The organism is Erwinia sp. L03-1 (genome assembly GCF_058686115.1).
In genome coordinates, this window is record NZ_CM178762.1 from 2,489,304 (window position 1) to 2,516,068 (window position 26,765).

The 26,765-nt window shown below is 57.7% G+C and carries 23 protein-coding genes; 14 read left to right on the top strand and 9 right to left on the bottom strand.

Going from position 1 to position 26,765, the window contains the following annotated elements:
• The first annotated feature begins 13 nt into the window (after positions 1–13).
• Positions 14–1,027: an adenosine deaminase gene (gene add, locus AC4PCC_RS11480; RefSeq protein WP_492124597.1), complete on the top strand. Its 1,014-nt coding sequence runs from the start codon at positions 14–16 to the stop codon at positions 1,025–1,027.
• Positions 1,028–3,721: 2,694 nt separating this feature from the next.
• On the opposite strand, the gene AC4PCC_RS11485 is transcribed toward add, so the two are convergent.
• From AC4PCC_RS11485 to AC4PCC_RS11505, 5 genes are all read right to left on the bottom strand, one after another.
• Positions 3,722–4,762 carry an oxidoreductase gene (locus AC4PCC_RS11485; RefSeq protein WP_492124598.1) on the bottom strand — a complete coding sequence of 347 codons (1,041 nt, stop codon included), beginning with the start codon at positions 4,760–4,762 and terminating at the stop codon, positions 3,722–3,724.
• A gap of 109 nt (positions 4,763–4,871) precedes the next feature.
• Entirely contained in the window at positions 4,872–5,765 is an 894-nt protein-coding gene (gene araC / locus AC4PCC_RS11490) for an arabinose operon transcriptional regulator AraC (RefSeq protein WP_492124599.1), read from the bottom strand.
• Between the two features lie 14 nt (positions 5,766–5,779).
• On the bottom strand, positions 5,780–6,766 hold the full coding sequence (araH, locus tag AC4PCC_RS11495) for an L-arabinose ABC transporter permease AraH (protein ID WP_067710461.1): 987 nt from the start codon (positions 6,764–6,766) through the stop codon (positions 5,780–5,782).
• Between the two features lie 17 nt (positions 6,767–6,783).
• Positions 6,784–8,307 carry an L-arabinose ABC transporter ATP-binding protein AraG gene (gene araG, locus AC4PCC_RS11500; protein ID WP_492124600.1) on the bottom strand — a complete coding sequence of 508 codons (1,524 nt, stop codon included), beginning with the start codon at positions 8,305–8,307 and terminating at the stop codon, positions 6,784–6,786.
• Between the two features lie 76 nt (positions 8,308–8,383).
• Positions 8,384–9,367, bottom strand: coding sequence for an arabinose ABC transporter substrate-binding protein (locus AC4PCC_RS11505; RefSeq protein WP_067710458.1), 984 nt, complete (start codon positions 9,365–9,367; stop codon positions 8,384–8,386).
• Between the two features lie 360 nt (positions 9,368–9,727).
• On the opposite strand from AC4PCC_RS11505, the gene AC4PCC_RS11510 reads away from it, so the two are divergent.
• From AC4PCC_RS11510 to AC4PCC_RS11525, 4 genes are all read left to right on the top strand, one after another.
• A complete protein-coding gene (locus AC4PCC_RS11510; protein ID WP_492124601.1) occupies positions 9,728–11,419 on the top strand; it encodes a ribulokinase in 1,692 nt (563 codons plus the stop codon).
• A gap of 1 nt (position 11,420) precedes the next feature.
• Entirely contained in the window at positions 11,421–12,926 is a 1,506-nt protein-coding gene (gene araA, locus AC4PCC_RS11515; protein WP_345831421.1) for an L-arabinose isomerase, read from the top strand.
• Positions 12,927–13,764: 838 nt separating this feature from the next.
• Entirely contained in the window at positions 13,765–14,064 is a 300-nt protein-coding gene (locus tag AC4PCC_RS11520; protein ID WP_492124602.1) for a hypothetical protein, read from the top strand.
• A gap of 101 nt (positions 14,065–14,165) precedes the next feature.
• A complete protein-coding gene (locus tag AC4PCC_RS11525; protein WP_492124603.1) occupies positions 14,166–14,420 on the top strand; it encodes a hypothetical protein in 255 nt (84 codons plus the stop codon).
• A 129-nt stretch (positions 14,421–14,549) separates the two neighbouring features.
• Here the strand turns inward: AC4PCC_RS11525 and yjfF are convergent, their stop codons facing one another.
• From yjfF to ytfQ, 4 genes are read right to left on the bottom strand one after another with little or no spacing between them, the layout of a single operon-like run.
• On the bottom strand, positions 14,550–15,554 hold the full coding sequence (yjfF, locus tag AC4PCC_RS11530) for a galactofuranose ABC transporter, permease protein YjfF (protein WP_492124604.1): 1,005 nt from the start codon (positions 15,552–15,554) through the stop codon (positions 14,550–14,552).
• On the bottom strand, positions 15,547–16,566 hold the full coding sequence (gene ytfT / locus AC4PCC_RS11535; RefSeq protein ID WP_492124605.1) for a galactofuranose ABC transporter, ATP-binding protein YtfT: 1,020 nt from the start codon (positions 16,564–16,566) through the stop codon (positions 15,547–15,549). The genes yjfF and ytfT overlap by 8 nt, the downstream gene beginning before the upstream one ends.
• Complete coding sequence (locus AC4PCC_RS11540) at positions 16,559–18,085, bottom strand: sugar ABC transporter ATP-binding protein (protein ID WP_492124606.1); 1,527 nt, start codon at positions 18,083–18,085, stop codon at positions 16,559–16,561. The genes ytfT and AC4PCC_RS11540 overlap by 8 nt, the downstream gene beginning before the upstream one ends.
• Positions 18,086–18,137: 52 nt before the next feature.
• Complete coding sequence (gene ytfQ / locus AC4PCC_RS11545) at positions 18,138–19,094, bottom strand: galactofuranose ABC transporter, galactofuranose-binding protein YtfQ (RefSeq protein WP_492124607.1); 957 nt, start codon at positions 19,092–19,094, stop codon at positions 18,138–18,140.
• A gap of 499 nt (positions 19,095–19,593) precedes the next feature.
• Here ytfQ and ydgT point away from each other — a divergent pair, with 499 nt between their 5' ends.
• The 9 genes from ydgT (at position 19,594) to nth (ending at position 26,729) form a co-directional block, all read left to right on the top strand.
• Complete coding sequence (gene ydgT / locus AC4PCC_RS11550) at positions 19,594–19,809, top strand: transcription modulator YdgT (protein WP_067710441.1); 216 nt, start codon at positions 19,594–19,596, stop codon at positions 19,807–19,809.
• A 97-nt stretch (positions 19,810–19,906) separates the two neighbouring features.
• The gene (locus AC4PCC_RS11555; protein WP_492127501.1) at positions 19,907–20,350 is read left to right on the top strand and encodes a DUF2569 domain-containing protein; all 444 of its coding nucleotides are present in this window, start codon (positions 19,907–19,909) and stop codon (positions 20,348–20,350) included.
• 125 nt (positions 20,351–20,475) lie between these two features.
• Positions 20,476–21,057, top strand: a complete 582-nt coding sequence (gene rsxA, locus AC4PCC_RS11560; RefSeq protein WP_067710437.1) for an electron transport complex subunit RsxA — start codon at positions 20,476–20,478, stop codon at positions 21,055–21,057.
• Positions 21,057–21,632 (top strand): electron transport complex subunit RsxB, encoded by a 576-nt coding sequence (rsxB, locus tag AC4PCC_RS11565; RefSeq protein ID WP_067710435.1) that lies wholly within the window; start codon positions 21,057–21,059, stop codon positions 21,630–21,632. The genes rsxA and rsxB overlap by 1 nt, the downstream gene beginning before the upstream one ends.
• Positions 21,625–23,712, top strand: coding sequence for an electron transport complex subunit RsxC (gene rsxC, locus AC4PCC_RS11570; RefSeq protein WP_492124608.1), 2,088 nt, complete (start codon positions 21,625–21,627; stop codon positions 23,710–23,712). The genes rsxB and rsxC overlap by 8 nt, the downstream gene beginning before the upstream one ends.
• Positions 23,713–24,774 (top strand): electron transport complex subunit RsxD, encoded by a 1,062-nt coding sequence (gene rsxD, locus AC4PCC_RS11575; RefSeq protein WP_492124609.1) that lies wholly within the window; start codon positions 23,713–23,715, stop codon positions 24,772–24,774. It begins immediately after the preceding gene.
• The gene (gene rsxG / locus AC4PCC_RS11580; RefSeq protein WP_492127502.1) at positions 24,774–25,403 is read left to right on the top strand and encodes an electron transport complex subunit RsxG; all 630 of its coding nucleotides are present in this window, start codon (positions 24,774–24,776) and stop codon (positions 25,401–25,403) included. The genes rsxD and rsxG overlap by 1 nt, the downstream gene beginning before the upstream one ends.
• Positions 25,396–26,097 carry an electron transport complex subunit E gene (locus AC4PCC_RS11585; RefSeq protein WP_345831415.1) on the top strand — a complete coding sequence of 234 codons (702 nt, stop codon included), beginning with the start codon at positions 25,396–25,398 and terminating at the stop codon, positions 26,095–26,097. The genes rsxG and AC4PCC_RS11585 overlap by 8 nt, the downstream gene beginning before the upstream one ends.
• Positions 26,094–26,729 carry an endonuclease III gene (gene nth / locus AC4PCC_RS11590; RefSeq protein WP_492124610.1) on the top strand — a complete coding sequence of 212 codons (636 nt, stop codon included), beginning with the start codon at positions 26,094–26,096 and terminating at the stop codon, positions 26,727–26,729. Before AC4PCC_RS11585 ends, nth begins: the two co-directional genes overlap by 4 nt.
• The last annotated feature ends 36 nt before the right edge of the window (positions 26,730–26,765 follow it).

Here is a 26,765-nt window from a genome sequence, read left to right on the forward strand (position 1 = left end):
TGAGTGCACCCAGATGATCGATTCCCAGCTCCCCCTTACTGATATTCACCGCCACCTTGATGGCAATATTCGTGCACAGACTATTCTGGATTTAGGCCGCGAGTTTAACCTTACCCTGCCCGCCTCCACCTTAGAGACGCTGCGTCCACACGTGCAGGTAACCCAGACCGAGCCGGATTTGGTGAGCTTTTTACAAAAGCTGGACTGGGGCGTGAAAGTTCTGGGTTCGCTGGAGGCCTGCCGTCGGGTGGCGCAGGAGAACGTTGAAGATGCTGCGAAGGCGGGTATCCACTATGCCGAGCTGCGTTTTTCACCGGGCTATATGGCGATGACCCATAATCTGCCGATTGCAGGCGTGGTGGAAGCGGTAATTGACGGAGTTCGCAGCGGCTGTCAGCGGCATGATATCCAGGTGCGACTGATCGGTATTATGAGCCGTACTTTCGGAGAGGAAGCGTGTCTGAGCGAGCTGGACGGTTTGCTGGCCTGTCGCGACGGCATTACCGCACTTGACCTGGCAGGTGATGAGCTGGGCTTCCCCGGCAGCCAGTTTTTGAGTCACTTTAACCGGGCACGTGACGCTGGTCTGCGCATTACCGTTCACGCAGGTGAAGCGGCCGGCCCCGAGAGTATCTGGCAGGCCATTCGCGAGCTGGGCGCGGAGCGTATTGGGCACGGTGTTAAGGCGGTAGAAGATCCCGCGCTGATGGATTTTCTGGCGGCGCATCAGATTGGCATTGAGTCCTGTCTGACCTCGAATATTCAGACCAGCACCGTTTCTACTCTGGCCCACCACCCGCTGGCCGCGTTTCTCGATCATGGCATTTTGGCGACTATCAATACTGACGACCCTGCCGTGCAGGGTATTGAGCTGGCCTATGAGTATGAGGTTGCTGCGCCAGCGGCCGGTTTGAGTCGCGCTCAGATCCGCACCGCGCAGGAGAATGGCCTGAAGATTGCCTTTTTGAGCGAAGCGGAGAAAGCGGCCATCCGTGCGCGGGTTGTGGGTCACGCCCGCGGTTTGTAGGTCAAAACCGGCTCCGGTGACAGGGCTATGTTGCTTGCAGGAAGGTCAAGACCTGCTCCGGTGACACGGCTATGTTGCTTGCAGGAAGGTCAAAACCGGCTCCGGCGACAGGGCTATGTTGCGGGTCAGAACGCCGGGACGCCGTAAATCCTTCCCTGGAGGCTTCACTGCCGCATCCCTGCGGCAGAGACCCGGCTAATCTGCTCCGCAACACCGCCTTCTGGCTGCGGAATGGCCTTCGGGTTCTCTGGCAGTGGCTAAAGTCAAAACCCGCCCGGTGACACAGTTATGTTGTTAGCAGGAAGGTCAAAACCGGCTCCGGTGACAGGGCTATGTTGCGGGTCAGAACGCCGGGGCGCCGTAAACCCCTCCCTGGGGGCTTCACTGCCGCATCCCTGCGGCAGAGACCCGGCTTATCTGCTCCGCAACACCGCCTTCTGGCTGCGGAATGGGCTGCGGGTTCTCTGGCAGTGGCTAAAGTCAAAACCCGCCCGGTGACACAGCTATGTTGTTTGCAGTAAGGCAAAACCTGCTCCGGTGACAGGGCTATGTTGCGGGTCAGAACGCCGGGGCGCCGTAAACCCATCCCTGGGGGCTTCACTGCCGCATCCCTGCGGCAGAGACCCGGCTTATCTGCTCCGCAACACCGCCTTTTGGCTGCGGAATGGGCTGCGGGTTCTCTGGCAGTGGCTAAAGTCAAAACCCGCCCGGTGACACAGCTATGTTGTTTGCAGTAAGGCAAAACCTGCTCCGGTGACAGGGCTATGTTGCAGGTCAGAACGCCGGGGCGCCGTAAACCCATCCCTGGGGGCTTCACTGCCGCATCCCTGCGGCAGAGACCCGGCTTATCTGCTCCGCAACACCGCCTTCTGGCTGCGGAGTGGTCTGCGGGTTCTCTGGCAGTGGCTAAAGTCAAAACCTGATGTGTTTCCGACGGCCTTACCTGCCGAAAATTTTGTAGGCCGGGGCCGGACGCGGGGAGGTTTTTGCAGCGACTACGTAGCCTGAGGCCAGGCGGGGACCGTTGGCTGAGCGGACCGTCGAGCGCAGGGATGCGCGAGCCGAGCCCACACGGATGTGCCTGCGGCGTGTCCGCGTGACAACGGTCCCCGCAGGGCTTTGCACCGCATCACCGCAATGACAGCAAACGTTACAAATGCCAGCCAGGTCAAAACCCGCTGCTGTGAAAGGGTTGTGATGTTTGCAGGCAGGCAGGCAGGTCAAAACCGGCTCCGGCGACAGGGCTATGTTGCGGGTCAGAACGCCGGGGCGCCGTAAATCCTTCCCTGGGGGCTTCACTGCCGCATCCCTGCGGCAGAGACCCGGCTTATCTGCTCCGCAACACCGCCTTCTGGCTGCGGAATGGGCTGCGGGTTCTCTGGCAGTGGCTAAAGTCAAAACCTGATGTGTTTCCGACGGCCTTACCTGCCGAAAATTTTGTAGGCCGGGGCCGGACGCGGGGAGGTTTTTGCAGCGACTACGTAGCCTGAGGCCAGGCGGGGACCGTTGGCTGAGCGGACCGTCGAGCGCAGGGATGCGCGAGCCGAGCCCACACGGATGTGCCTGCGGCGTGTCCGCGTGACAACGGTCCCCGCAGGGCTTTGCACCGCATCACCGCAATGACAGCAAACGTTACAAATGCCAGCCAGGTCAAAACCCGCTGCTGTGAAAGGGTTGTGATGTTTGCAGGCAGGCAGGCAGGTCAAAACCGGCTCCGGCGACAGGGCTATGTTGCGGGTCAGAACGCCGGGGCGCCGTAAATCCTTCCCTGGAGGCTTCACTGCCGCATCCCTGCGGCAGAGACCCGGCTAATCTGCTCCGCAACACCGCCTTCTGGCTGCGGAATGGGCTGTTAGTGTTCTGGCAGAGTGGTTAAGGTCAAAACATGTTCCGATCACGACGGCCTTACCTGTCGAAAATTTTGCAGGCCGGGGCCGGATAACTTGAAGAGGTTTTTAACAGCGTCTACGTAGCCTGAGGCCAGGCGGGGACCGTTGGCTTAGCGGACCGTCGAGCGCAGGGATGCGCGAGCCGAGCCCACACGGACGTGCCTGCGGCGTGTCCGCGTGACAACGGTCCCCGCAGGGCTTTGCACCGCATCACCGCAATGACGGCAAACGTTACAGTTGCCAGCCAGGTTAAAACCTACTCCGGTAATACAACGGTATTGCTTGCAGGCAGGTCAAAACCGGCTCCGGTGACAGGGCTATGTTGCGGGTCAGAACGCCGGGGCGCCGTAAATCCTTCCCTGGAGGCTTCACTGCCGCATCCCTGCGGCAGAGACCCGGCTTATCTGCTCCGCAACACCGCCTTTTGGCTGCGGAGTGGGCTGTTAGTGTTCTGGCAGAGTGGTTAAGGTCAAAACATGTTCCGATCACGACGGCCTTACCTGTCGAAAATTTTGCAGGCCGGGGCCGGATAACTTGAAGAGCTTTTTAACAGCGACGACGTAGCCCAAGGCCAGGCGGGGACCGTTGGCAGAGCGGACCGTCGAGCGCAGGGATGCGCGAGCCGAGCCCACACGGACGTGCTTGCGGCGTGTCCGCGTGACAACGGTCCCCGCAGGGCTTTGCACCGTATCACCGCAATGACAGCAAACATCCCAGATGCCAGGCTGGGCATGGAGAGATTTTTAGCAGCGTCTACGTCGCCCGAGGCCAGGCGGGCGACGATGCCCACACCGCCCGACTGGGGCTACTTAAGCGACATCGTCTGACGCTTCTCGGCGGACTGCAAACCCCGCTCGATCAGCTCCATAACCTGAATGGCTTCCTCCGCCGTCACCGGATTCGCGCCCTCACCCTTAATCGCATCACGGATCCCCGCATAGTACGCCGGATAATTCCCCGGCAGGGTCGGCAGCGGCGTTTCCACCAGCCTGTCACCCTCAACCCGCGTCAACACGCCATCACGACTGTCCTCACCCCAGCCCTCCACCGGCAGACGCGCACCGCTCTTAAGATCCGCTTCCTGCGGATCAAGGCCAAACTTTACAAAACTCCCGCCCGTCCCGTGCACCTGATAACGTGCAGATTCCGCAGCGACCAGCATGCTGGCATGCAGCACCACGCGCCGCTGTGGGTAGGTCAGTACCGCATGGAAATAATCGGTCGTCTGCGCGCCAGGCCGCAGTTCCGCCATATCAACGTTAATCGCCACCGGCGAACCAAACAGCTGTAACGCCTGATCGATAAGATGCGGTCCCAGATCGTACCAAATACCGCTGCCGGCACCCTTCTGCTCACGCCAGCGGTTGCGGACCTCCGGACGGAACCGGTCAAAATGCGACTCAAAATAACGCACCTCACCCAGCGCACCCTCCGATAGCAGGGTTTTTAACGTCAGGAAATCACTGTCCCAGCGGCGGTTGTGAAATACCGAAAGCAGTAAGCCTTTCGCTTTTGCCAGCGCATCAAGCTCGTGCGCCTGTGACAACGTCACGGTAAAGGGTTTATCTACCACCACATGCTTACCCGCATTCAGCGCGGCTTTTGCCAGCGGGAAATGGGTTTCATTGGGGGTGGGGATAACAATGAGCTGCAAAGAGGGATCGTCGAATAGCGCCTGGGGTGTCGTGACCGTCGTCACTGATGGCCAGTCGGCGTGGACTTTATCAGCATCACTGCTGGAAACAGCGGCCAGTTCCATCCCGGGCGTCCCGGCAATTAGCGGGGCGTGGAAAGTTTTACTGGCGAAGCCGTAGCCGACCAGCCCTACGCGAATTTTATCGTTCATTGAGGGTTCCTCGTTATTCTTACCCCGTTGATTTAAGTCGATCAACGGGGTAAGAACAAGCGGGATTTACCTGAAATGCTGATGAAATCTTAAGCTTTAGCCCGGACTGTTACCATGTCTCCTGGGCCACAAGGTCATCGCTCGCCTCCAGAGAGCGCCGTCGGAAATCGCTGGGGCTGACGCCGACCCGTTTACGAAATACGCGGGAAAAGTAGAGCTGATCGTCGTAGCCCACCAGCCGACCAATCGTCGCGATGGGCTCCTGCGTCGTTTGCAGCAGCATTCTGGCGCGGATTACACGCTGATCTTCCCGCCAGCGCAGCAGGTTGACGCCCATCTGATCGCGGAAAAGGTGTGCCAGTCGCGAAGGGGAAAGGCAGACGTGATTTGCCACTTCCTCAATTTTTAGCTCACCGGCCAGGTTACGGGTCACGAACTGGCAGGCCTCAATAACCCGCGGATCGCGTACCTGCTGATGACTGCGGGGATCCTCTTCAATGGCGCGCAGCAGCAGTCGTTCAAGCAGATTCATCGCCAGCTCTTCCGCATAGCGTTGCCCCGACGTATGGGTCTGCTCGATACTGGCAAATAGCGCCTCGAATTCAGCCCGCAGCGCTTCATCCAGCCTGAGCCGCCCCACGCCCTGCTTCTCATCCTGCCAGTCCAGCCAGTCATTCCAGTAGGCACGCGGGCGAAAGTAGACCCAGCGGTGGTGCCAGCAGTCGCTCTCCGGTGACCGCCCATAATAGTGCTGGGTTTGCGGCTTAAACAGCAGTAAATCCCCGGGTTCACAGTCGAATGCCCGTTCGCCGCTAAATACCTGTCCGCGCCCCCGGACGGTAAGGTTGATAATGTAGCCCTTCATACCTGCGGGCCTGTCGATAAAAAAATCCAGCGAGTCGCCGACGTTAACCGGCGTCAGCCCTGCCACCAGCCAGGCATTAAACTGATAGCCTGGTAGCAACGGATTCAACTGCGCTACCGGTGCTAAACGATGATACATACGCGCCTCCGTTCTTAAGCCACTTTACTTTTCTGTTTGTAGCGGTCGAAAATCACCGCTGCCAGCAGGATCAGCCCCCGCACAACATACTGTGAAAAAGGTGAAATATTAAGAAGATTCATGGCGTTCTCAACCGTGCCAAGTATCAGCACGCCTGCAACAACGTAGGATATTTTGCCAATTCCGCCCTTCAGCGATACGCCGCCCAGTACGCAGGCCGAAATCACAATCAGCTCATAGCCCAGCGACGTCATGGGCTGACCGCTGGTCATACGTGAGGCCAGGATGATACCTGCGGCGGCAGAAACCAGCCCGGAGAGGATAAATATAATGATGCGTGTCCGTACGACCGGCACCCCGGCGAGTCGTGCGGCCTCTTCATTACCGCCGATAGCCAGGGTATTGCGGCCAAAGGTGGTTTTATTCAGCAGAAAGCCAAAAATAATCAGGGTTGCCACGGTCAGCCAGACCGGTGCAGGTACGCCCAGCCAGTTGGTGTAACCCAGTGCGAAAAAGCGTTCATCCTCGATCCCAACGGCCTTGCCATCCGAGAAGATGTAGGCCAGCCCACGCACGATTTGCATCGTCGCGAGCGTGGTGATCAGCGCGTTTATTTTCAGTCTGGCAATCACGAAGCCGTTGACCAGTCCGCAAAGCATACCGAGCAGCAGTCCGGCGGCGATACCTAACCACAAACTCTCGCTCAGGTTAATCACTACCGCCGTCGTGACGCCGGCACAGGCAATCACCGAGGCGACGGAGAGATCGAAATCACCTGATGCCAGACAGAACAGCATGCCACAGGCCACCATGCCGGACATTGACATGGCCAGCCCCAGCCCTTTCATATTGATGAGCGTGCCGAAGTTAGGAATAAATATTGTGCAGCCGATAAACAATACGGCAAACACCACCAGCATGCCGAAATTATCCCAGATGTGGCCCAGCCTGGCACGCTGTGATCGCTTTGGCGCAGCGGCGGGAGAGGTTGTTGTAGTCATCAAAGTGCTCCTTCCAGTCAGGCCACGACTGCGGCTTGTTGAGTTGTTTTTGGCATGGCCATGCCAAGCGTCAGCGCTTCAGTGGCATGATCATGGCTCAGTTCACCGGCTATTTCGCCTTCGCGCATGACCACTATACGATCCGCCAGCCCCATCACCTCAGGCAGGTCGCTGGAGGCAAACAGCACCGCAATGCCCTTCTCCGCCAGCGCGTAGATCAGGCTATAGATTTCATGCTTTGCGCCGACATCAATGCCGCGCGTCGGTTCGTCGAGCAGGATCACTTTCATCTCTTCCGACAGCCAGCGCCCGAGAATGGCCTTCTGCTGATTGCCTCCCGACAGGTTCATGATCAGTTGATCGGCAGAGGGCGTTTTAATGTTTAGCGAACGGATATGGACGGCGGCATTATGATTTTCCCACTGCCTGTCAATCAGGCAGCCCGCTTTAATATTGTTGCGGCGGGCGCTGATATTGATATTGTCGCGCACGGAGTGAACCGGAATAATGCCGTCTGCCTTACGATCTTCCGGGCAGAGCAGGATCCCGGCACGAATCGCGTGCGCCGGTTCGCGGATGGTCAGCCGCTCGCCGTCAAGCCACAGCGCCCCGCCGGTCAGCCGGGTTGCACCAAATAATCCTTTCATCAGTTCGCTGCGCCCGGCTCCGACCAGGCCAAAAAGACCAACAATCTCCCCGGCACGAACGCTAAGGGAGATAGGCATCCGCACCCCTTTGGCCTGCACGTTATCAAGCCGCAGGCGGACCTCACCGGTTTCGCGTGGCCGGTAGCCATAAATATCGCCGATTTCCCGGCCTACCATCGCCTCGACCAGTTGGTCATGCGTGGTGTTCGCGACGTCATTAAAGGTACGCACCACGCGCCCATCCTTAAACACGGTGATGGCATCACTGAGCGCAAAAATCTCCTCCATGCGGTGGGAGACATACAGCACCACCCGCCCCAAATCCCTGAGTTTGCGGATAACGCGAAACAGATGTTCAATTTCCCGGGCAGAGAGTGAGCTGGTCGGCTCATCAAAGGCGATAACTTTGGCGTTGCGCGCCAGCGCCTTGGCGATTTCCACCATCTGCCACTGGCCCAGAGAAAGCGACTTCAGCGGCATATCGGGGTCAATATCCATCCCCAGATTTTTGAGCTGTTGTCCTGCCTCATAGCGCAGCAGTTTGCGGTTCACCAGTCCGGCACGCTGAGGTAGCTGGCCGAGATAAATATTCTCTGCTACCGACATTTCCGGTATCAGATGCAATTCCTGATAGATGATGGCCACGCCAGCGTCGAGCGCCGCAGTGGTGTGCGTAAAGCTGACGGGCTTGCCCTGTAGCCGGATCTCTCCGCTGGTAGGCTGGTAGCTGCCGCTCAGGATTTTTAGCAGCGTGGATTTCCCTGCGCCATTTTCGCCCATCAGCGCATGTATCTGACCTGCTGCACAGTCGAAGCTGATATCCTGCAGCGCCTTTACGCCGGGAAAGGTTTTGCCGATGGCGTGAAAGCTGAGCCAGGCGGGTTGCGTATTCATCGTTAACTCCTGCAAACGTTGCTTTCCACACCAGCGGGAACGCCCGATGACGCTCCCGTACCGACAGGCTTCGCGGCTATTTCAGCCCTTTTTTAGCCAGTTCGGTGGTGAAGTTGTCGCGGGTGATCAGCACGACATCGGTCACTTCGGTGAACTTAGGCGGCTCGGCACCTTTGCTCACCCAGTTATAGAGCATCTGAATGCTTTTATAGCCGTGTACGTCCGGGCTGGGCAGCAGGGAGCCGTAAAAGCCGGTCGCATGGCCTTTTGACAGCTCGCTGACGGCATCAACGCCGTTAATGCCGATGCCAATAACGTCGGGTGCCTTAAATCCCTGGCCTTCCGTCGCGCGCACGCCACCGAGAACGGTGTTGTCGTTCATGCCCAAAATCAGCCAGTGCTTAACGGCGGGATGCTGGACCAGCAGGGAGTTACCCGCATCGAATGCGCCGGGAATATCGTTGGATTTGGTCGGCACTTTATAAATCTGCGCCGCCGGGAAGCCAGCCGCCCTGAGCGCATCCATCGAGCCGGAGGTGCGGCGGCGGGCGGTATCCAGCTCGTCGGCTGTAATCGCCATCACACCGGTCTCTTTGACGTCCCATCCGCGCTTTTGCATCTCTTTATACAGTTCCTGCCCCTGTCGCTCCCCGATCTTCGTAGCCGCCATCATCACCAGCGGTACGCTATCCATCGGTTTTCCTTTTGCGGTAACAAACTGATCGTCAACGGCAATCACCTTCAGGTCGTAGCTTTTGGCTTTGGCGATGATTGCCGAGCCGAGTTTGGGATCGGGTGTACAGATAACAAAGCCCTTCGCCCCACTGGCGGCCAGGCTGTCAATAGCGTTGAGGGTTTTCTCACCGTCGGGGACGGCAATTTTTATTACCTCAAAACCCATCTCCTTCCCGGCCTTATCGGCAAATTTCCATTCCGTCTGGAACCAGGGCTCTTCAGGCTGCTTGACCAGAAAACCCAGCTTCATGGTTTCGGCCATAGCCGAATGTGACATAACGGCGGCAAGTCCAACAGCGGCAAGTACATGGGTCATTTTAAACATAAGGCTCTCCGGCTCGGTTCCCGCTTTTTGCAGGGTTATGTAAATGTTAACAACGTGAAGGTTATTTGCTTAAGGGCCTAAAACACCGGCATTTTCGGGATGCATGCCGGCCAGTCTGTTAATGGGCGCTATTTTTATCGGGAACCTTATTGAGAAAGGGAGAGCGCAATCACACCCTGTAATTACGACCAGATAGTCCATATATTCAGCCAAATTTACCCCGCTTAAAGTTTTGAACCGCGTCACAATCCGCTGGGAGATGGCAGAAAAGTGCATATCTACAGCGTCCCTGGTCTAACGCCCAGGGAAGGGAGTTCTTAGGCTATTCACACCGTTCACTCAAACTGCCTGGAGAAGAGAATGCAGTTAGGTGCAATTACATTAGGTCTGGATTTCGGCAGCGATTCAGTTCGGGCCCTGGCGGTTGACTGTGCCAGTGGCAAAGAGCTCCATACGCAGGTCGTTCCCTATCCGCGCTGGCAGCAGGGCCAGTACAGCCAGAGCCGTATTAATCAGTTTCGCCACCATCCGCAGGACTATATTGACGCGTTTGAAAAAGCGATACGTGACGTTGTCACCCTTCTCACACCTGAACAGCGTCAGCAGGTGGTGGGTATTGGGGTGGATTCAACCGGTTCAACGCCCGCGCCGATAGACCGGGAAGGCAGAGTACTGGCACTGCGTCCCGAATTTGCTGATAACCCCAATGCCATGTTTGTGCTGTGGAAAGATCATACGGCCATCAAAGAGGCCGAAGAGATCAACACCCTCTGCCACAGCGGGAAATTCAACGATTATTCGCGTTACATCGGGGGGATTTATTCATCAGAGTGGTTCTGGGCCAAGATCATGCATGTCAGCCGGGAAGATGCCGCCGTGCGTGAGGCGGCAGTGTCATGGATTGAACTCTGTGACTGGGTTCCCGCCCTGCTGAGCGGCACAACGGCCCCCGAGGCGATTCGCCGCGGGCGCTGCGCCGCGGGCCACAAATCGCTGTGGCATCCTGACTGGCAGGGGCTGCCGGACCGGGAGTTTTTAAATGCCCTCGATCCGCTGCTTACCACGCAGCTCGATTTCCCCCTCTTTACCGATACCTGGACCGCCGATGTGCCCGTTGGCACCCTTACGGCGGAGTGGGCGGCGCGACTAAACCTGCCTGCGGGTATCCAGATTGCCGGAGGCGCCTTTGACTGCCATATGGGCGCGGTCGGAGCAGGCGCCAGACCCTGGACGCTGGTTAAAGTGATTGGTACCTCAACCTGCGACATCCTGATAGCCGATACCGAGCGGGTAGGAAACAGCGCCATTAGCGGGATTTGCGGCCAGGTTGACGGCAGCGTCATGCCGGGTGCTATCGGCCTGGAGGCCGGTCAGTCGGCATTTGGCGATATGTACGCCTGGTTCAGCCGCCTGCTGTGCTGGCCGCTGGAGCAGGCGACTGCCCGCCACCCTCGCCTTAAGGAAGAAATAGACCAGGTTAGACGAGACTTACTCAACGACCTGACTCAGGCCTGGGTCAACGATCCGCAACTTGAACATCTGCCGGTGGTGCTGGACTGGTTTAACGGCCGCCGTACGCCTTTTGCGAATCAGCGGCTGAAAGGCGTTGTTACCGATCTTAATCTGGGCACCGATGCGCCTGCCCTGTTTGGTGGGTTTATCGCCTCGACCGCCTTTGGCGCCCGCGCAATTATGGAGTGTTTTGAACAGCAGGGAATGCCGGTGGAGAACATTCTGACGCTGGGGGGCATTGCCCGTAAGTCACCGGCGATTATGCAGGTCTGCTGCGATGTGATGAATCGTCCGCTGGATATCGTGGCTTCTGACGAATGCTGCGCACTGGGTGCGGCCATTTTTGCCGCCGTTGCCGCAGGCGTTTATCCCGACGTCGCCACGGCACAGCAGAAGATGGCCAGTCCGGTTGCCGTTACCCTGCAACCCGATGCTTCACGCGTTGCCCGCTATCAACAGCTTTATCAGCGTTACCTTCAGTGGTGTGACGTCGCGGAACCGATGTTCGCCTCACGCCCCTCTACTTTTAAAGGAGAATGATATGTCCTCACTCAATGCGCTTAAAGTCTGGTTTGTCATTGGTACCCAGCATCTCTACGGCGCAGAAACGCTTCGTCAGGTAGAGGATCATGCTCGCCAGGTTGTTGACGGCCTGAATCGCGACGGAGGGCTGCCCTTCCAGCTGATGCTGAAGCCCCTGGTGAAAAGTCCGGATGAAGCGCTGGCGCTCTGTCGTGAGGCTAATTACGCCGAAGAGTGTCTGGGTATTATCACCTGGCTGCATACTTTCTCTCCGGCGAAGATGTGGATTGGCGGCCTGTCGGTGCTGAATAAACCGCTGTTGCAGTTTCATACCCAGTTTAACGCGGAGATCCCGTGGGACAGCATGGATATGGACTTTATGAATCTGAATCAGACCGCGCACGGTGGCCGTGAGTTTGGCTTTATTGGCGCGCGGATGCGCCTTCCTCACAGCGTGATAACCGGTCACTGGCAGGATAAGACCGCGCGTGAGCGCATCGGCAAATGGATGCGTGCCGCCGCGGCTAAACAGGCCAGCCAGCAGCTGAAGGTGGCGCGATTTGGCGATAATATGCGCGAGGTGGCCGTTACCGAGGGGGATAAGGTTGCGGCGCAGATTCAGTTCGGCTACGCGGTTAACGGCTGGGGTGTTGGCGATCTTGTCGAGGTGATTAATGGCGTAAGCGACGGTGACGTTAACGCTCTGGTGGATGAGTACGAAAGTCTGTACGACTTTACTGCCGCCGCCGCAGTGAATGGCGAGAAGCGTCAGAACGTTCTCGATGCGGCACGCATTGAGCTGGGGATTAAAGGTTTTCTACAGGCCGAGGGCTGCATGGCCTTTACCACCAATTTTCAGACGCTGCACGGTATGACGCAGCTGCCGGGGCTGGCGGTACAGCGGCTGATGCAGCAGGGTTATGGCTTTGCCGGTGAGGGGGACTGGAAGACGGCGGCGCTGCTGCATATCTTTAAGGTGATGTCGACGGGCCTGCCCGGTGGCACTTCCTTTATGGAGGATTATACCTATCACTTTTCACCGGGTAACGAGCTGGTGCTGGGTTCGCATATGCTGGAGGTTTGCCCGTCTATCGCGAAAGAGACGCGCCCGCTGATCGACGTGCAGTTTCTGGGCATTGGCGGCAAGGCCGATCCCGCAAGGCTGATTTTTTCCACCCCGGCGGGTCGCGCGGTTAACGCCAGCGTGATTGATATGGGCGATCGTTTTCGTCTGCTGGTGAATGTGGTGGATGCCATTGAGCAGCCGAAACCGCTGCCGAAGCTGCCGGTTGCCCGAGCGCTGTGGCGTGCCCAGCCTTCACTGGCAACGGCATCTGAAGCCTGGATTCTGGGCGGCGGCGCACATCATACGGTGTTCAGTCAGGCTCTGACGGTTGAGGATATGCGTCAGTACGGCGAGATGCACGGTATCGAGGTGTTGGTCATTGATGACGAGACTACGCTGCATGGTTTCAAGGATGCGCTGCGCTGGAACGAGGCTTATTATCGGCTGAATCAGCGTTAGATCTTTCAGGTCGGAGGGTCACTGGATCGGGGCCTGATGCCTGGTGGGTGTCGCCTGCGGGTGGGGCCCGGTGCTACACAGGCCTGAGGGGTCGCCTGCGGTTGGGGCCCGGTGCTGCACAGGCCTGAGGGGTCGCCTGCGGGTGGTCCCCGGTGCTGCACAGGCCTGAGGGGTCGCCTGCGGGTGGTCCCCGGTGCTGCACAGGCCTGAGGGGTCGCCTGCGGGTGGGGCCCGATGCTGCACAGGCCTGAGGGGTCGCCTGCGGGTGGTCCCCGGTGCTGCACAGGCCTGAGGGGTCGCCTGCGGGTGGGGCCCGATGCTGCACAGGCCTGAGGGATCGCCTGCGGGTGGGGCCCGGTGCTGCACAGGCCTGGTGGGTGTCGCCTGCGGGTGGGGCCCGGTGCTGCACAGGCCTGGTGGGTGTCGCCTGCGGGTGGGGCCCGGTGCCTGGCGGTCCTCACGCCGCGCTTCGCACGGTTCCTTCGCTCCGCTCGTCGACCTTTCGGACCGGGCATGACGGGACATCCCTGTCCCGGCATGCCCTTGTGCCAGCATCCCTGCTGGCCCATCCGGGTCTTCCTCCCTGCGCTCAGCGCTGCGAAATGCCTGTCACCGGGCCCCACCCGCCTGCTTATTGCATTATGCTGGCTGCGGGTAAAAGCGGTTCAGAGTACTACATGAAACTCTTTGTTAGGTTTGATTACGACCGAACCAGGCAAATAAGGAAACCGGTGTGCTTTGCAGCAACTCCGAAGCCGGAGAGGAGGATAATCCCTGCGGTTGACGGGCAATCCGCAGCGCTGCGGCGCAGACGGAAGGCCAGGCGAGGGCAGCAGGGATGCTGCACTCAGGGAGCGGCGGGCAGGGATGCCCGCTCGCGACCGGGCCGTCCGGCCTGGCGTCGGAGCCAAAGGCACCACGCGAAGCGTGGCGTGAGGACGCCCGGCAACCGCTGGGATTATCCACCGACACCGCAGATATTGCAGCGGACAAAACCAACCGACAAGCGTTGGGATTTTCCCCCATACACAGTAATTTTTGCAGCCAGGTGACCACATCCCGAGCGCTAAAGTATGCAGGAAATAGCGGCTGGGATAGCTTAATGAAGCTCAAAACCCTGCGAGTTTACAGGGCCTGACCTGAAGCGGTTCTGAAGCCCGGGAGGTGGACAATCCCAGCGGTTGACGGGCAATCCGCAGCGCTGCGGCGAAGACGGAGGGCCAGGCGAGGGCAGCAGGGATGCTGCACTCAGGGAGCGGCGGGCAGGGATGCCCGCTCGCGACCGGGCCGTCCGGCCCGCAGTCGGAGCCAAAGGCACCACGCGAAGCGTGGCGTGAGGACGCCCGGCAAACGCTGGGATTATCCACCGACACCGCAGATATTGCAGCCGGCAAAACCAACTGGCAAGCACTGGAGTTTTCCCCCATACACAGTAATTTTTGCAGCCAGGTGACCACATCCCGGGCGCTAAAGTATGCAGGAAATAGCGGCTGAGTTAGCTTAATGCAGCTCAAAAACCTGCGCAATTACTGGGCTTAACCTGAAGCAGCGCAGAAGCCCGGGAGGGGGACAATCCCTGCGGGTGACGGGCGTCCATCGGCTCAGCACATATCACTGCCCTACTCATTCACCTACGCCTGCCTGAGGCGTCACCCGCTTCACCGGCGCGTTCTGCTGGCGGTCCCACATCACCGTCAGCAACCTCTGCAACGCAATAAAAATAAACAGCAGGATCCCGATGGCGATCTTGGTCCACCACGAACTCAGCGTGCCGTCGAAATTAATCCATGTCTGAATCAGCCCCTGAATCAGCACGCCAAACAGCGTGCCGAGCACCGTGCCTACGCCACCCGACAGCAGCGTACCGCCAATCACCACCGAGGCAATCGCATCCAGCTCCACCCCCATGCCCGCAAGCGCGTAACCCGCCGAGGTATAGACGGAAAAAACGATCCCAGCCAGAGTGGCCAGCGCCGAGGAAAGCATATAAATACGAATCGTGGTGCTACGGGTCGAAATTCCCATCAGCCGCGCTGACGTCGCATTCCCGCCAATCGCATAAACCTCATTCCCGAAGCGGGTGCGGTGTGCCAGTACAATGCCGAACCCCACCACCACCAGCATAATCACCGCCAGCAGACTTAACCGCCCGCCACCGGGAAGCCTCCACGCCATGCCCGACAGCGTGCTATACAGCGGATGGTCGATGGGTATTGAACTCTCCGCCACCAGATAACTGCTGCCGCGAAGAAAAAACATCCCGGCTAAGGTAATAATAAAAGCCGGAATTTTAAGGGCATCAATCAGCCAGCCCATCATGGCGCCAAATGCGGCCCCCATAACCATCACCAGCGCGAATGCCAGCCAGGGATCCAGATGATAATCTCCAATCGCCCGCGCCAGAAAAACGCCGGTAAAGGCGATCACCGCCCCAACCGACAGATCGATGCCGCCAGAGAGAACTACAAACGTCATACCGACCGCAATAATGCCGAGGAAGGCGTTATCCGTCAGGATATTGGCAATCACCCGGGTGGAAGCAAAGCCGGGAAACTGCGCCAGACAAAAAAGATAACCTGCGACGAATACCAGCAAAGTAATCATCAACGGCAGATGACGTTTAATCACCTTTGCCCCCTCGTTTAAATAATTGAATAACGCGCGGCGTCTGAATCAGCAGCACCACCATCACCACCACGGCTTTCACCACCTGATTCAATTCCGGCGGGAAACCTGACAGCAGAATGCCGGTATTCATCGCCTGAATAATCAGCGCGCCCACCAGCGAGAGCAGCAGGTTAAAGCGGCCACCCATGAGCGATGCCCCGCCGATTACCACTGCCAGAATGGCATCCAGCTCCAGCCAAAGCCCCGCATTATTCGCATCGGCACCACGGATATCTGCCGCAACAATCAGCCCCGCCACCGCCGCGCACAGCCCGCTAATCACATAGGTCGACATCACAATCAGCCAGCCGTTGACGCCGGCATTGCGCGCAGCGCGCAGGTTGATCCCCACCGCCTCGATAAACATCCCCAGCGCCGTTTTACGACAGAACAGCCAGACCAGCAGCGCCACGGCCAGCGTTATCCAGACCGGCACCGGCAGCAGCAAAAGCGTGCCGCTCCCTATCCGCGCCAGTGACTCACTGTCAAACGTGACGATTTGCCCCTGGGTAATCAGCTGCGCAATGCCACGCCCGGCCACCATCAGAATCAGCGTCGCGACAAACGGCTGAATTCTCAGTAATGCAACCAGCATGCCGTTCCATAATCCGCAAAGTACCCCGCTGCCGAGCGTCACCAGAATAACCGTTGGCAGCCCGTGGCCGGAAACGGTCAGCGTGGCCGCCGTGGCACCCGCAATGGCCATTACGGCACCGACGGAGAGATCGATCCCGCCGGTGGCGATCACCAGCGTCATACCGATCGACAGCAGTGCAACCGGAGCGGCGCGGTTAAGAATATCGACCGGGCTACCGAACAGCCTGCCATCCTGCAGGTGAATCGCAAAAAAGTTACTGGCAACCAGGCTGTCGACAATCAACACCAGAATTAACGCGGCAATTTGCGGCATCCCCGCAGGCAGTCTGCGTTTATACCGTTGCATCTTAGCCGGGACGGGAGAGGATTCAGGCATGCTGGTGTCCTCCGGCTGCAATGGCCCCGACGATTGACGAAACCGAAAGGTGCTCCAGCCCAATTTCAGCCACCTGCTGGCGATCCCGGAGGATCACCACCCGATCCGCATAGCCCACCAGCTCTTCCAGCTCGGAAGAGATAACCAGCAGGGCCAGCCCGTCCGCACAGAGTGACTCGATCAAACGGATGATTTCGGCATGCGCGCCGACGTCAATCCCGCGCGTGGGCTCATCCAGGATGAGAAACTGTGGCCGGGTCACCAGCCAGCGCGACAGCAGCACCTTTTGCTGATTGCCGCCGGAGAGCAATTCAACGGGCTGTTCCGCATCAGGCGTCCTGATGCCCAGGCTTTTGATAAAGCGACCGGCAATCTCCTGCTGCTCCCGTTTTTTTATCGGCCTGAGCCAGCCACGCTGTGCCTGCAGAGCGAGGATGATATTTTCACGCACCGATGCCGCGCCAATGATACCGTCAGTTTTACGATCTTCGGGGCAGAAACCGATCCCCAGACGGGACGCCTGCGCTGGCGTGCGGATCGTCCGCTTTTTACCCTTAACGAAAGCGCTACCGCTGTCGGCACGTCTGATGCCAAACAGCAGCTCGGCCGTTTCGGTACGTCCGGAGCCGAGCAGCCCTGCCAGCCCCACCGCTTCGCCGGGGCGCACGCTGAGGGTAAAGGGTGCAATCGTTCCCTTCCGGCCGTAATTTTTGAATTCGACCACGGGCTGATTGCTTTTCAGGGTGCTTCCTGCGCGCTGCAGGGCAGTCTCCAGCAGCTCATGCCCCAGCATCAGTTTTATCAGGTCAATCTGTGCCAGCCCGTCAGTGTCCCGGCTGGCAACAAACTGTCCGTTGCGTAACACGGTGATGCGATCGCTGATCCTGTAAACCTGATCGAGGAAATGCGTAACAAAAATCAGGCTCATGCCGCGATCCTTCAACTGCCGCATCAGCGTGAAGAGCATTGTCACCTCGCTGGCATCCAGGCTGGCGGTCGGTTCATCAAGGATCAGTACCTTAGCCGAGAGATCGACGGCGCGGCAGATGGCAATGATTTGCTGCATCGCCACCGAATACTGACCCAGAGGACGGGTGACATCCAGTTCAAAACCATAGCGGCGCAGCAGCGTTCTGGCGTTTTGTATTAACGCACGCCGGTTGATGAACCCCAGCCGGCGTGGCTCGCGACCAATAAACAGGTTATCGGCGACCGACATATTCGGCAGCAGATTCACTTCCTGATAAACCGTGCCAATGCCCATGGCCTGCGCATCTGCCGTGCTGTGTGGGCTAATCTCCCGGCCTGACAGCAGAATAGTGCCCGCATTACGCTGATAAACGCCGGTCAGCACTTTAATCAGGGTCGATTTTCCGGCGCCGTTTTCGCCTAGCAGCGCCATAATTTCGCCGGGCCGGATGTCAAAGGAGACGTTATCCAGTGCCTTAACGCCGGGAAAAAGTTTACTGACGCCGCTTATGCTCAGCAGCGGCGATGGAGAAGAGTGTTGCAGAGTCATACGGCTTCGCCTCTACCATAAAAAAGCCGCCCTGATGCGGGCGGCTCGGGGATCAGTAACTCATTCCTTTTTTCTTGTCGGCCTGAGATTGTGCATCGGCAGGCAGGAATAAACGGGATTCCGTTTTGATGATTTTGGGCGGCACGGTCCCCTCTTTTTTGAACTTCTCCAGCGCATCAAAGGCCGGCCCTGCCATATCCGGTGTCAGTTCAACGTTGGCGTTGGCCTCCCCCGCCAGCATGGCTTTATAAATATCCGGCACGCCGTCAATGGAACCGGTCAGAATATCTTTACCGGGCTTAAGACCCGCTTCCTTAATCGCCTGAATGGCACCAATTGCCATATCATCATTGTGGGCGAACACCATGCAGATATTTTTACCGTTGTTCTCCGCCTTGATAAAGCTCTCCATGACTTCCTTACCCTTGCTGCGGGTGAAGTCGCCGGACTGCGAACGCACGATTTTAATACCCGGCGCGCCGGCGATGGCCTGCGCAAAGCCTTTTTTCCGGTCAATGGCTACGCTGGCCCCGACCGTACCCTGTAGCTCAACCACATTACAGGGTTTGCCGTTTCTCTCTTTTACCAGCCAGTCGCCGATCAGTTTGCCCTCGTAAACGTTATCTGCGGTGACCACGGCCATATAGAGCGACTTATCTTTAACCACAATGGCCCTGTCCAGCAGGAAAACCGGGATTTTCGCCTCGCGCGCCTCTTCCAGCACCGGCTCCCAGCCCGTCTGTACCACCGGGGCGATAAAAATTGCGTCTACACCCTGCGCGATAAAAGAGCGTACCGCCTTAATTTGATTTTCCTGCTTCTGCTGGCCGTCGGCGATTTTTAGCGTAATCCCGCGTTTCTTAGCCTCGCTTTTCGCTACGCTGGTTTCTGCCGCACGCCAGCCCGATTCGGAGCCCACCTGCGAAAAGCCCACCGTCATCGACTCTGCCGCGGCATAAGCGGACAGGCTGGCACTGATAAGGGTGGTTAAAAGTAAACGCTTCCACATGTTTTCTTTCCTCTGAGGGGATGTCGTTGTCCAGGATAAAACCCGGCTTAAGCCTGGACTAAAGTCGAAAAAACATTTTCGACAATGCTCACAAAACGCATTTAATAAAAGACGTTACGTCGGGATCGGCAGCTGCATTTATCTGCTGTCTCTATGGACAAATGCGGCTGCACACTGAAGGTAATGTTAAATAAATGTAATAAAGAGAATCATTTATCACTTCGCGTGATGGAAACGATTACAGATGAAGTGTGGGATTTTAAATAGCTATTTTAGTCCGGCAGGAAAGCAGTTATTTTCATGTTTTGTGAGCTGTGCCGCAGCCAGCACGGCCATCTGAAACGGGGGATGAGTAAATAGCAGCCATCGCTGAGCAAAATTTCGGCCTTATTGCAGGTTTTATTCAGAATTTACAGGTAATTGCCCCGTCACTCTCTGGACAGCTGCCCACCGATCTTTATACTGGTTCCCTCATAATTATTACCCCCTGACGATCATCATGACTGTCCACGATTATCTGTTAAAATTTCGTAAAGTTAGCTCGCTGGAAAGCCTGGAAAAACTGTTTGATCATCTGAACTACTCGTTGACCAACAGTGCCGACATCATAAATATGTACCGTGCTGCCGACCATCGACGGGCCGAGCTGGCGTCCGGTGGCCGCCTGTTTGACCTGGGCCAGGTGCCTAAATCGGTCTGGCGCTATGTGGTGTAAGTTTCACCTGTCAATGAACTGGCCTGTTTTTACCTCTGCCCCGGCGCCCAGCTGGGGATAATATCGGGGGTGCGCATCGCCGTTTTGCTAAGGAAATATTGTGTCTGATGACAGTAAAGTGCGAATCTCCGGACTCCTTCTGGTCCCTCTTGCCTGGCTGATTATGACCATGCTCACCAGCGGCCTGATGGTTGCCATGTATCTGAGCGCATTGCTCACGCCGGCGCTGCGCGCTGCGCTTTTCACTAACACCCATGCTTTTGCGCTGCAGTGGAGTATTTCGCTGTTAACGTCGCTGGTTGTATTGGGTTACAGCCTCTGGGTTACGTGGATATTCTGCCGACGATCGCGCCGTCTGCCCCGCCACTATATAATCTGGCTGCTGCTAACCGTGGTGCTGGCAATGAAAACCTTTGCGTTCTCACCGGTGAGCGACGATGCGGCTCTGCGCGCGCTTCTGCTTTCGCTGCTGGCGGCGGCGCTATTTGTGCCCTATTTCAAACGCTCAGCGCGCGTCAAAAACACCTTTATTGAATCCTGATGCGGAAAAAAACGTCAGAAATTTAATCGTCCGTGCGCTAAGAGGATATCCTTAGTGATGAGAGGTTGTTCTGCTGCCGTCTATACCCGATAATAGGCGGCTTTTCATTTTTATCAGGCGTAATAATGACCGATTACCTGCTTCTTTTTATTGGTACAGTGCTGGTGAATAACTTCGTTCTGGTGAAGTTTCTCGGCCTTTGTCCCTTCATGGGCGTTTCCAAAAAACTGGAGACGGCTATTGGCATGGGACTCGCAACCACTTTCGTTATCACCCTGGCCTCAATCTGCGCGTGGCTGGTAAACCACCTTATTCTGCTGCCGCTGGATCTCGTTTATCTGCGCACCATGGCTTATATCCTGGTGATTGCGGTGGTGGTTCAGTTCACAGAAATGGTGGTGCGTAAAACCAGCCCCGACCTCTACCGCCTGCTGGGTATTTTCCTGCCGCTAATCACCACTAACTGCGCCGTGCTGGGCGTTCCGCTGCTTAGCGTTAACCTCAACCACACGTTTTTGCAGGCCGCGCTGTATGGCTTTAGCGCATCGCTTGGCTTTTCACTGGTGATGGTCCTGTTCGCCGGGATCCGTGAACGCCTGGTGCTGGCCGATGTGCCCGCCCCGTTCAAAGGATCCTCTATTGCGCTGGTCACAGCGGGCCTGATGGCGCTGGCCTTTATGGGCTTTAGCGGGCTGGTGAAGTTCTGATGAGCGCAGTCTGGATTGCTATTGCCGTATTGAGCGCACTCGGCCTGCTGTTTGGCGCGCTGCTGGGCTACGCCTCACGCCGTTTTAAGGTGGAAGAGGACCCGATCGTTGAGCAGATCGATGCCATCCTGCCGCAGAGTCAATGTGGTCAGTGTGGCTACCCTGGCTGCCGCCCGTACGCTGACGCCGTGGGTAACAACGGAGAGATGATCAACAAATGCGCGCCCGGCGGTGAGCAAACCATGCTTAAGCTGGCCACGCTGCTGAACGTGGAGCCTCAGCCGCTCGGCGATGAGGCCGCCCGCGAGCCTGAGCGTAAGGTTGCCTGGATTGATGAAGCGAACTGCATTGGCTGTACCAAATGCATCCAGGCCTGCCCGGTTGACGCTATCGTCGGCGCGACACGCGCCATGCACACCGTGCTCAGCGACGTCTGCACCGGCTGCGATCTCTGCGTTGCTCCCTGCCCTACTGACTGTATCGAGATGAGGCCTGTTGCCACCACCACGGCAAACTGGAAGTGGGATCTGCACAGCATCCCGATCAGGACTATCCCTGTGGAAAACCATGCGTAATCTGTTCAAACTCTTTAAAAAAGAACCGATCTGGGATTTCCAGGGCGGTATTCATCCGCCGGAAATGAAAACCCAGTCAAACGGGTCGCCTTTGCGTCAGCTTCCGCTGCCTGAGCAGTTCATCATTCCCATTAAGCAGCATATTGGTCATGAAGGTGAACTGCTGGTCAGCCCCGGCGATCGCGTCCTGCGCGGTCAGCCGCTGACGTTTGGCCGGGGCAGAATGCTGCCGGTCCATGCGCCCACCTCGGGCACCGTTGAGAGCATTGCGCCACATATGACCGCGCACCCCTCCGCGCTGGCCGAGATGTGCATTTTCATTCGCGCCGACGGCGAAGACCGCTGGTGTGAGCGTCAGCCGCTGGCCGATTACCGCCAGGCGGAGCGCAGCGCAGTGGTGGAGCGTATTCATCAGGCTGGCGTGGCGGGACTTGGCGGTGCGGGCTTCCCGACCGCGACCAAGCTGAAAGGCGGCCTGCGCGGCGTTAAAACGCTGATTATCAATGCCGCCGAATGCGAACCCTATATTACCGCTGACGACAGGCTGATGCAGGACTGCGCCGACGAGGTGATTGAAGGCAGCCGCATTCTCGCCTGGGTGCTGCAATCTGAACGCGTGCTGATTGGTATTGAAGACAACAAACCTGACGCGATAGCCGCGCTGAAAAAAGCGCTGGGCAGTGCCACGGATATGGAAATCCGCGTCGTTCCTACCCGGTATCCGTCCGGCGGTGCCAAACAGCTGACCAGGATCCTGACCGGCATTGAGGTGCCTCACGGCGGTCGTTCGACGGATATTGGCGTGCTTATGCAGAACGTGGGCACCGCCTATGCAGTGAAGCGCGCCATTATCGACGGCGAGCCGCTGACGGAGCGGGTGGTCACGCTGACTGGCGAGTCCGTGGGACAGCCGGGTAACGTGTGGGGCCGCATCGGCACGCCGATCGCGCATCTGCTGCATAACGCCGACTTCACGCCCGGTCCTGGTCAGATGGTGGTCATGGGCGGTCCGCTTATGGGCTTTACCCTCCCCGCGCTGAACGTGCCGGTGGTGAAAATCACCAACTGCATTCTGGCCCCTTCAGCTAGTGAAATGGGCGATAGCGAACCCGAGAAATCATGCATACGCTGTAGCGCCTGTGCCGATGCCTGCCCCGCTGCCCTGCTTCCGCAACAGCTTTACTGGTACAGCCGTGGGGGCGATCACGACAAAGCGCGCGAGCATAATATTGCCGACTGCATTGAATGCGGCGCCTGTGCCTGGGTCTGCCCCAGCAATATTCCGCTGGTGCAGTATTATCGTCAGGAGAAGGCCGAAATTCGTGCCATTGACCTTGAGGCTGAGCGTACCGCCCAGGCGAAAATCCGCTTTGAAGCCCGTCAGCAGCGTCTTGAGCGTGAAAAACTGGCGCGTGAAGCCCGACATCAGCAGGCGAAACGCACCGTCAGCGACAGCGCTCAAACTGAGATTGAGGCCGCGATTGAGCGGGTGAATACGAAGAAACTGGCTGCCGACGATACCACAACGCAGCATGCGGCTGGCGAAACGACGCCTGAGATAGCCAGTATGCAGCGGGATGCGCGTAAAGCGCAGGCGCGTGCGCATCAGGCAGAGACCCAGGCGGAAACCGAACCTGCCACCCGACAGGCGCATGACCCACGTAAGGCTGCCGTCGAAGCCGCCATTGCGCGCGCCAAAGCGAAGAAAGCCGCCGCCGCCGAGCAGCCCGTCGCTTCCGATGACGCGCCCGACGCGCCCGTCGACTCGCGTAAGGCCGCCGTCGAAGCCGCCATTGCGCGTGCCAAAGCGAAGAAAGCCGCCGCTGCGGAGCAGCCCGTCGCTTCCGATGACGCGCCCGACGCTTCCGGGGACGCGCCCGTCGACCCGCGTAAGGCCGCCGTCGAAGCCGCCATTGCGCGCGCCAAAGCGAAGAAAGCCGCCGCTGCGGAGCAAACCGATGCGGTAAATAACACCCAGGGAGCGGCAGAACACGCTGACGATCCCCGTAAAGCGGCGGTGGCGGCCGCCATCGCTCGCGCTAAAGCGCGCAAAGCGCAGCATTCTACGCAAGAGGATTAAATGGCTTTTCGCATCGCTAGTTCGCCCTATACACACAATCAACGCAGCACCAGTACGATTATGCTGCTGGTGCTCCTCGCAGCGATCCCTGGCCTTGCCGCACAGTGGTATTTTTTTGGCTGGGGCAACATTATTCAGGTGATCATTGCCGCCGCGGCCGGGATGGGAGCAGAAGCGATTATTTTGAAGCTGCGCCGCCTGCCCCTGGCAAAAACACTGGGTGATAATTCAGCCTTACTGACCGCCCTGCTTCTGGGCGTCAGTATTCCGCCCCTTGCGCCCTGGTGGATCATTGTTATCGGCACCGTGTTTGCCGTAGTGATTTCTAAGCAACTCTATGGTGGCCTGGGCCAGAACCCGTTTAATCCGGCGATGGTCGGTTATGTGGTTCTGCTAATCTCATTTCCCGTACAGATGACCAGCTGGCTTCCGCCCGATACGCTGCAGACAATCACGCCGGGCTTTATGGATACCCTGAGTATGATTTTCCACGCCCATACGCTGGATGGCCATAGCATGCAGCAGTTGCAGGTGGGGATTGACGGCATTAGTCAGGCTACGCCGCTGGATACCTTCAAAACGGGCCTGCGCGCCGGACATCACGCCGAACAGCTGCTGGCGCAGCCTGTCTACGGCGGCGTTATCGCTGGCCTGGGCTGGCAGTGGGTAAACGTTGGCTATCTGCTGGGCGGACTGTTCCTGCTGTGGACCAACACCATTCGCTGGCATATTCCGGTTAGCATCGTGCTCTCACTGGCGCTGTTTTCTACCCTTGGCTGGCTCTTCTCACCTCACAGCCTGGTGTCCCCGGTTATTCATCTGTTTTCCGGCGCGACCATGCTCGGTGCCTTTTTCATCGCCACCGACCCGGTTACGGCTTCGACGACCAATAAAGGTCGGCTGGTCTATGGGGTGCTGATTGGCCTGCTGGTCTGGTTGATTCGCAGCTTTGGCGGCTATCCGGACGGCGTGGCCTTTGCGGTTCTGCTGGCGAATATTACCGTACCGCTGATCGACTACTATACGCAGCCACGCGTATACGGCCACCGCAAGGAGAAATGATGCTGGATGCCATAAGAAAAAACGGCGTGACGCTGGCGTTGTTTGCTGCGGTCACTACCGGCCTGACGGCGGTTATTAATGCGGTGACGAAGCCGACCATTGAACACCAGACTGCGGTGCAGCAGAAAATACTGCTCGATCAGGTGGTGCCGCCGGAAATGTACAATAATGCCATTCAGCATGAGTGCTATATCGTGACGAATGCGGCACTGGGTAATGGTCCTCACCACCTCTATCTGGCGCGAAAAGATGACAAGCCCGTGGCCGCAGCGGTTGAGACCACCGCGCCGGACGGGTATTCTGGAGCTATTCAGATGATAGTGGGTGCAGATTTTAGCGGCACTGTACTGGGAACCCGGGTGGTGGAGCACCATGAAACGCCGGGCCTGGGTGACAAAATAGAGCTGCGTATTTCTAACTGGATAAACAGTTTTAACGGTAAGCGATTGCATGGTCAGGACGATCCTCACTTTGCGGTTAAAAAAGATGGCGGGGATTTCGACCAGTTTACCGGCGCTACCATTACGCCCCGCGCCGTGGTGAATGCGGTAAAACGCACCACGCTATATATTGAAACGCTGCCCGAGCAGATAGGCTCGCTGCCAGCCTGTGGAGATTCCAATGAGTGAAGCAAAAACGCTACTTATCGGCGGACTGTGGAAAAATAACTCGGCGCTGGTACAGCTGCTGGGACTTTGCCCGCTGCTGGCGGTGACATCGACCTCGACTAACGCCCTCGGACTTGGACTGGCGACCACGCTGGTGCTGACCTGTACTAATAGCGCAATTTCCGCCTCACGACGCTGGGTGCCTGCCGATATCCGCATTCCCATTTATGTGATGATTATTGCCGCCGTGGTCAGCTGCGTGCAGATGCTGATTAATGCCTATGCCTATGGCCTCTATCAGTCTTTAGGCATATTCATCCCGCTAATTGTTACCAACTGCATTGTAGTTGGCCGTGCGGAGGCGGTGGCCTCAAGAAGCAGCGTCCCGCTCTCTGCGCTCGACGGCATGGCGATTGGGCTGGGTGCGACCAGCGTAATGGTGGTACTGGGTTCAATTCGCGAAATCATTGGCAACGGCACCATTTTTAACGGCGCCGATCAGCTGCTGGGCCCCTGGGCGAAAGTGCTGCGCGTCCAGGTTGTGCATTTTGATTCGCCCATGCTGCTTGCCATGCTGCCGCCTGGCGCTTTTATCGGTCTGGGCATGCTGTTGGCAGCGAAGTATCTTATTGATAATAAAATGAAAGCGCGCGCAGCGCTGGCTGCAGAAAAGGAAGCGAAGACATTGCCTGAAGGAGAAGCGAGCCCGCTGTGAACAAGGATAAACGACAGCAGATTTTGAGTCGGCTACGAGAAAACAATCCCCACCCGACCACGGAACTGGTTTTCACCACCCCTTTTGAACTGCTGATTTCGGTGCTGCTCTCTGCGCAGGCCACCGACGTCAGCGTCAATAAAGCCACCGCGAAACTCTATCCGGTGGCGAGTACCCCGGCTGCCATTCTGTCGCTGGGGGTAGATCAGTTAAAAACCTACCTTAAGACTATCGGGCTGTTTAACAGTAAGGCAGAGAACGTGATTAAGACCTGCCGTATTTTGCTGGAAAAGCATCAGGGCGAGGTTCCAGAGGATCGCGAGGCGCTGGAGGCACTACCTGGCGTAGGCCGTAAGACCGCCAATGTGGTGTTGAATACTGCTTTTGGCTGGCCGACTATTGCCGTCGATACGCATATTTTCCGCGTTTGTAACCGCACGAACTTTGCTCCCGGCAAAAACGTTGAGCAGGTTGAAGATAAGCTGCTGAAGGTGGTGCCGAAGGAGTTCAGGGTTGACTGCCATCACTGGTTTATTTTGCATGGCCGTTATACCTGTATCGCACGTAAACCCCGCTGCGGGTCATGCATTATTGAAGATCTGTGCGAGTATAAAGAGAAGGTCGAGCTTTAGGTTTTAGTGGTGCAGGGGTGATATCTGCTGTGTCGG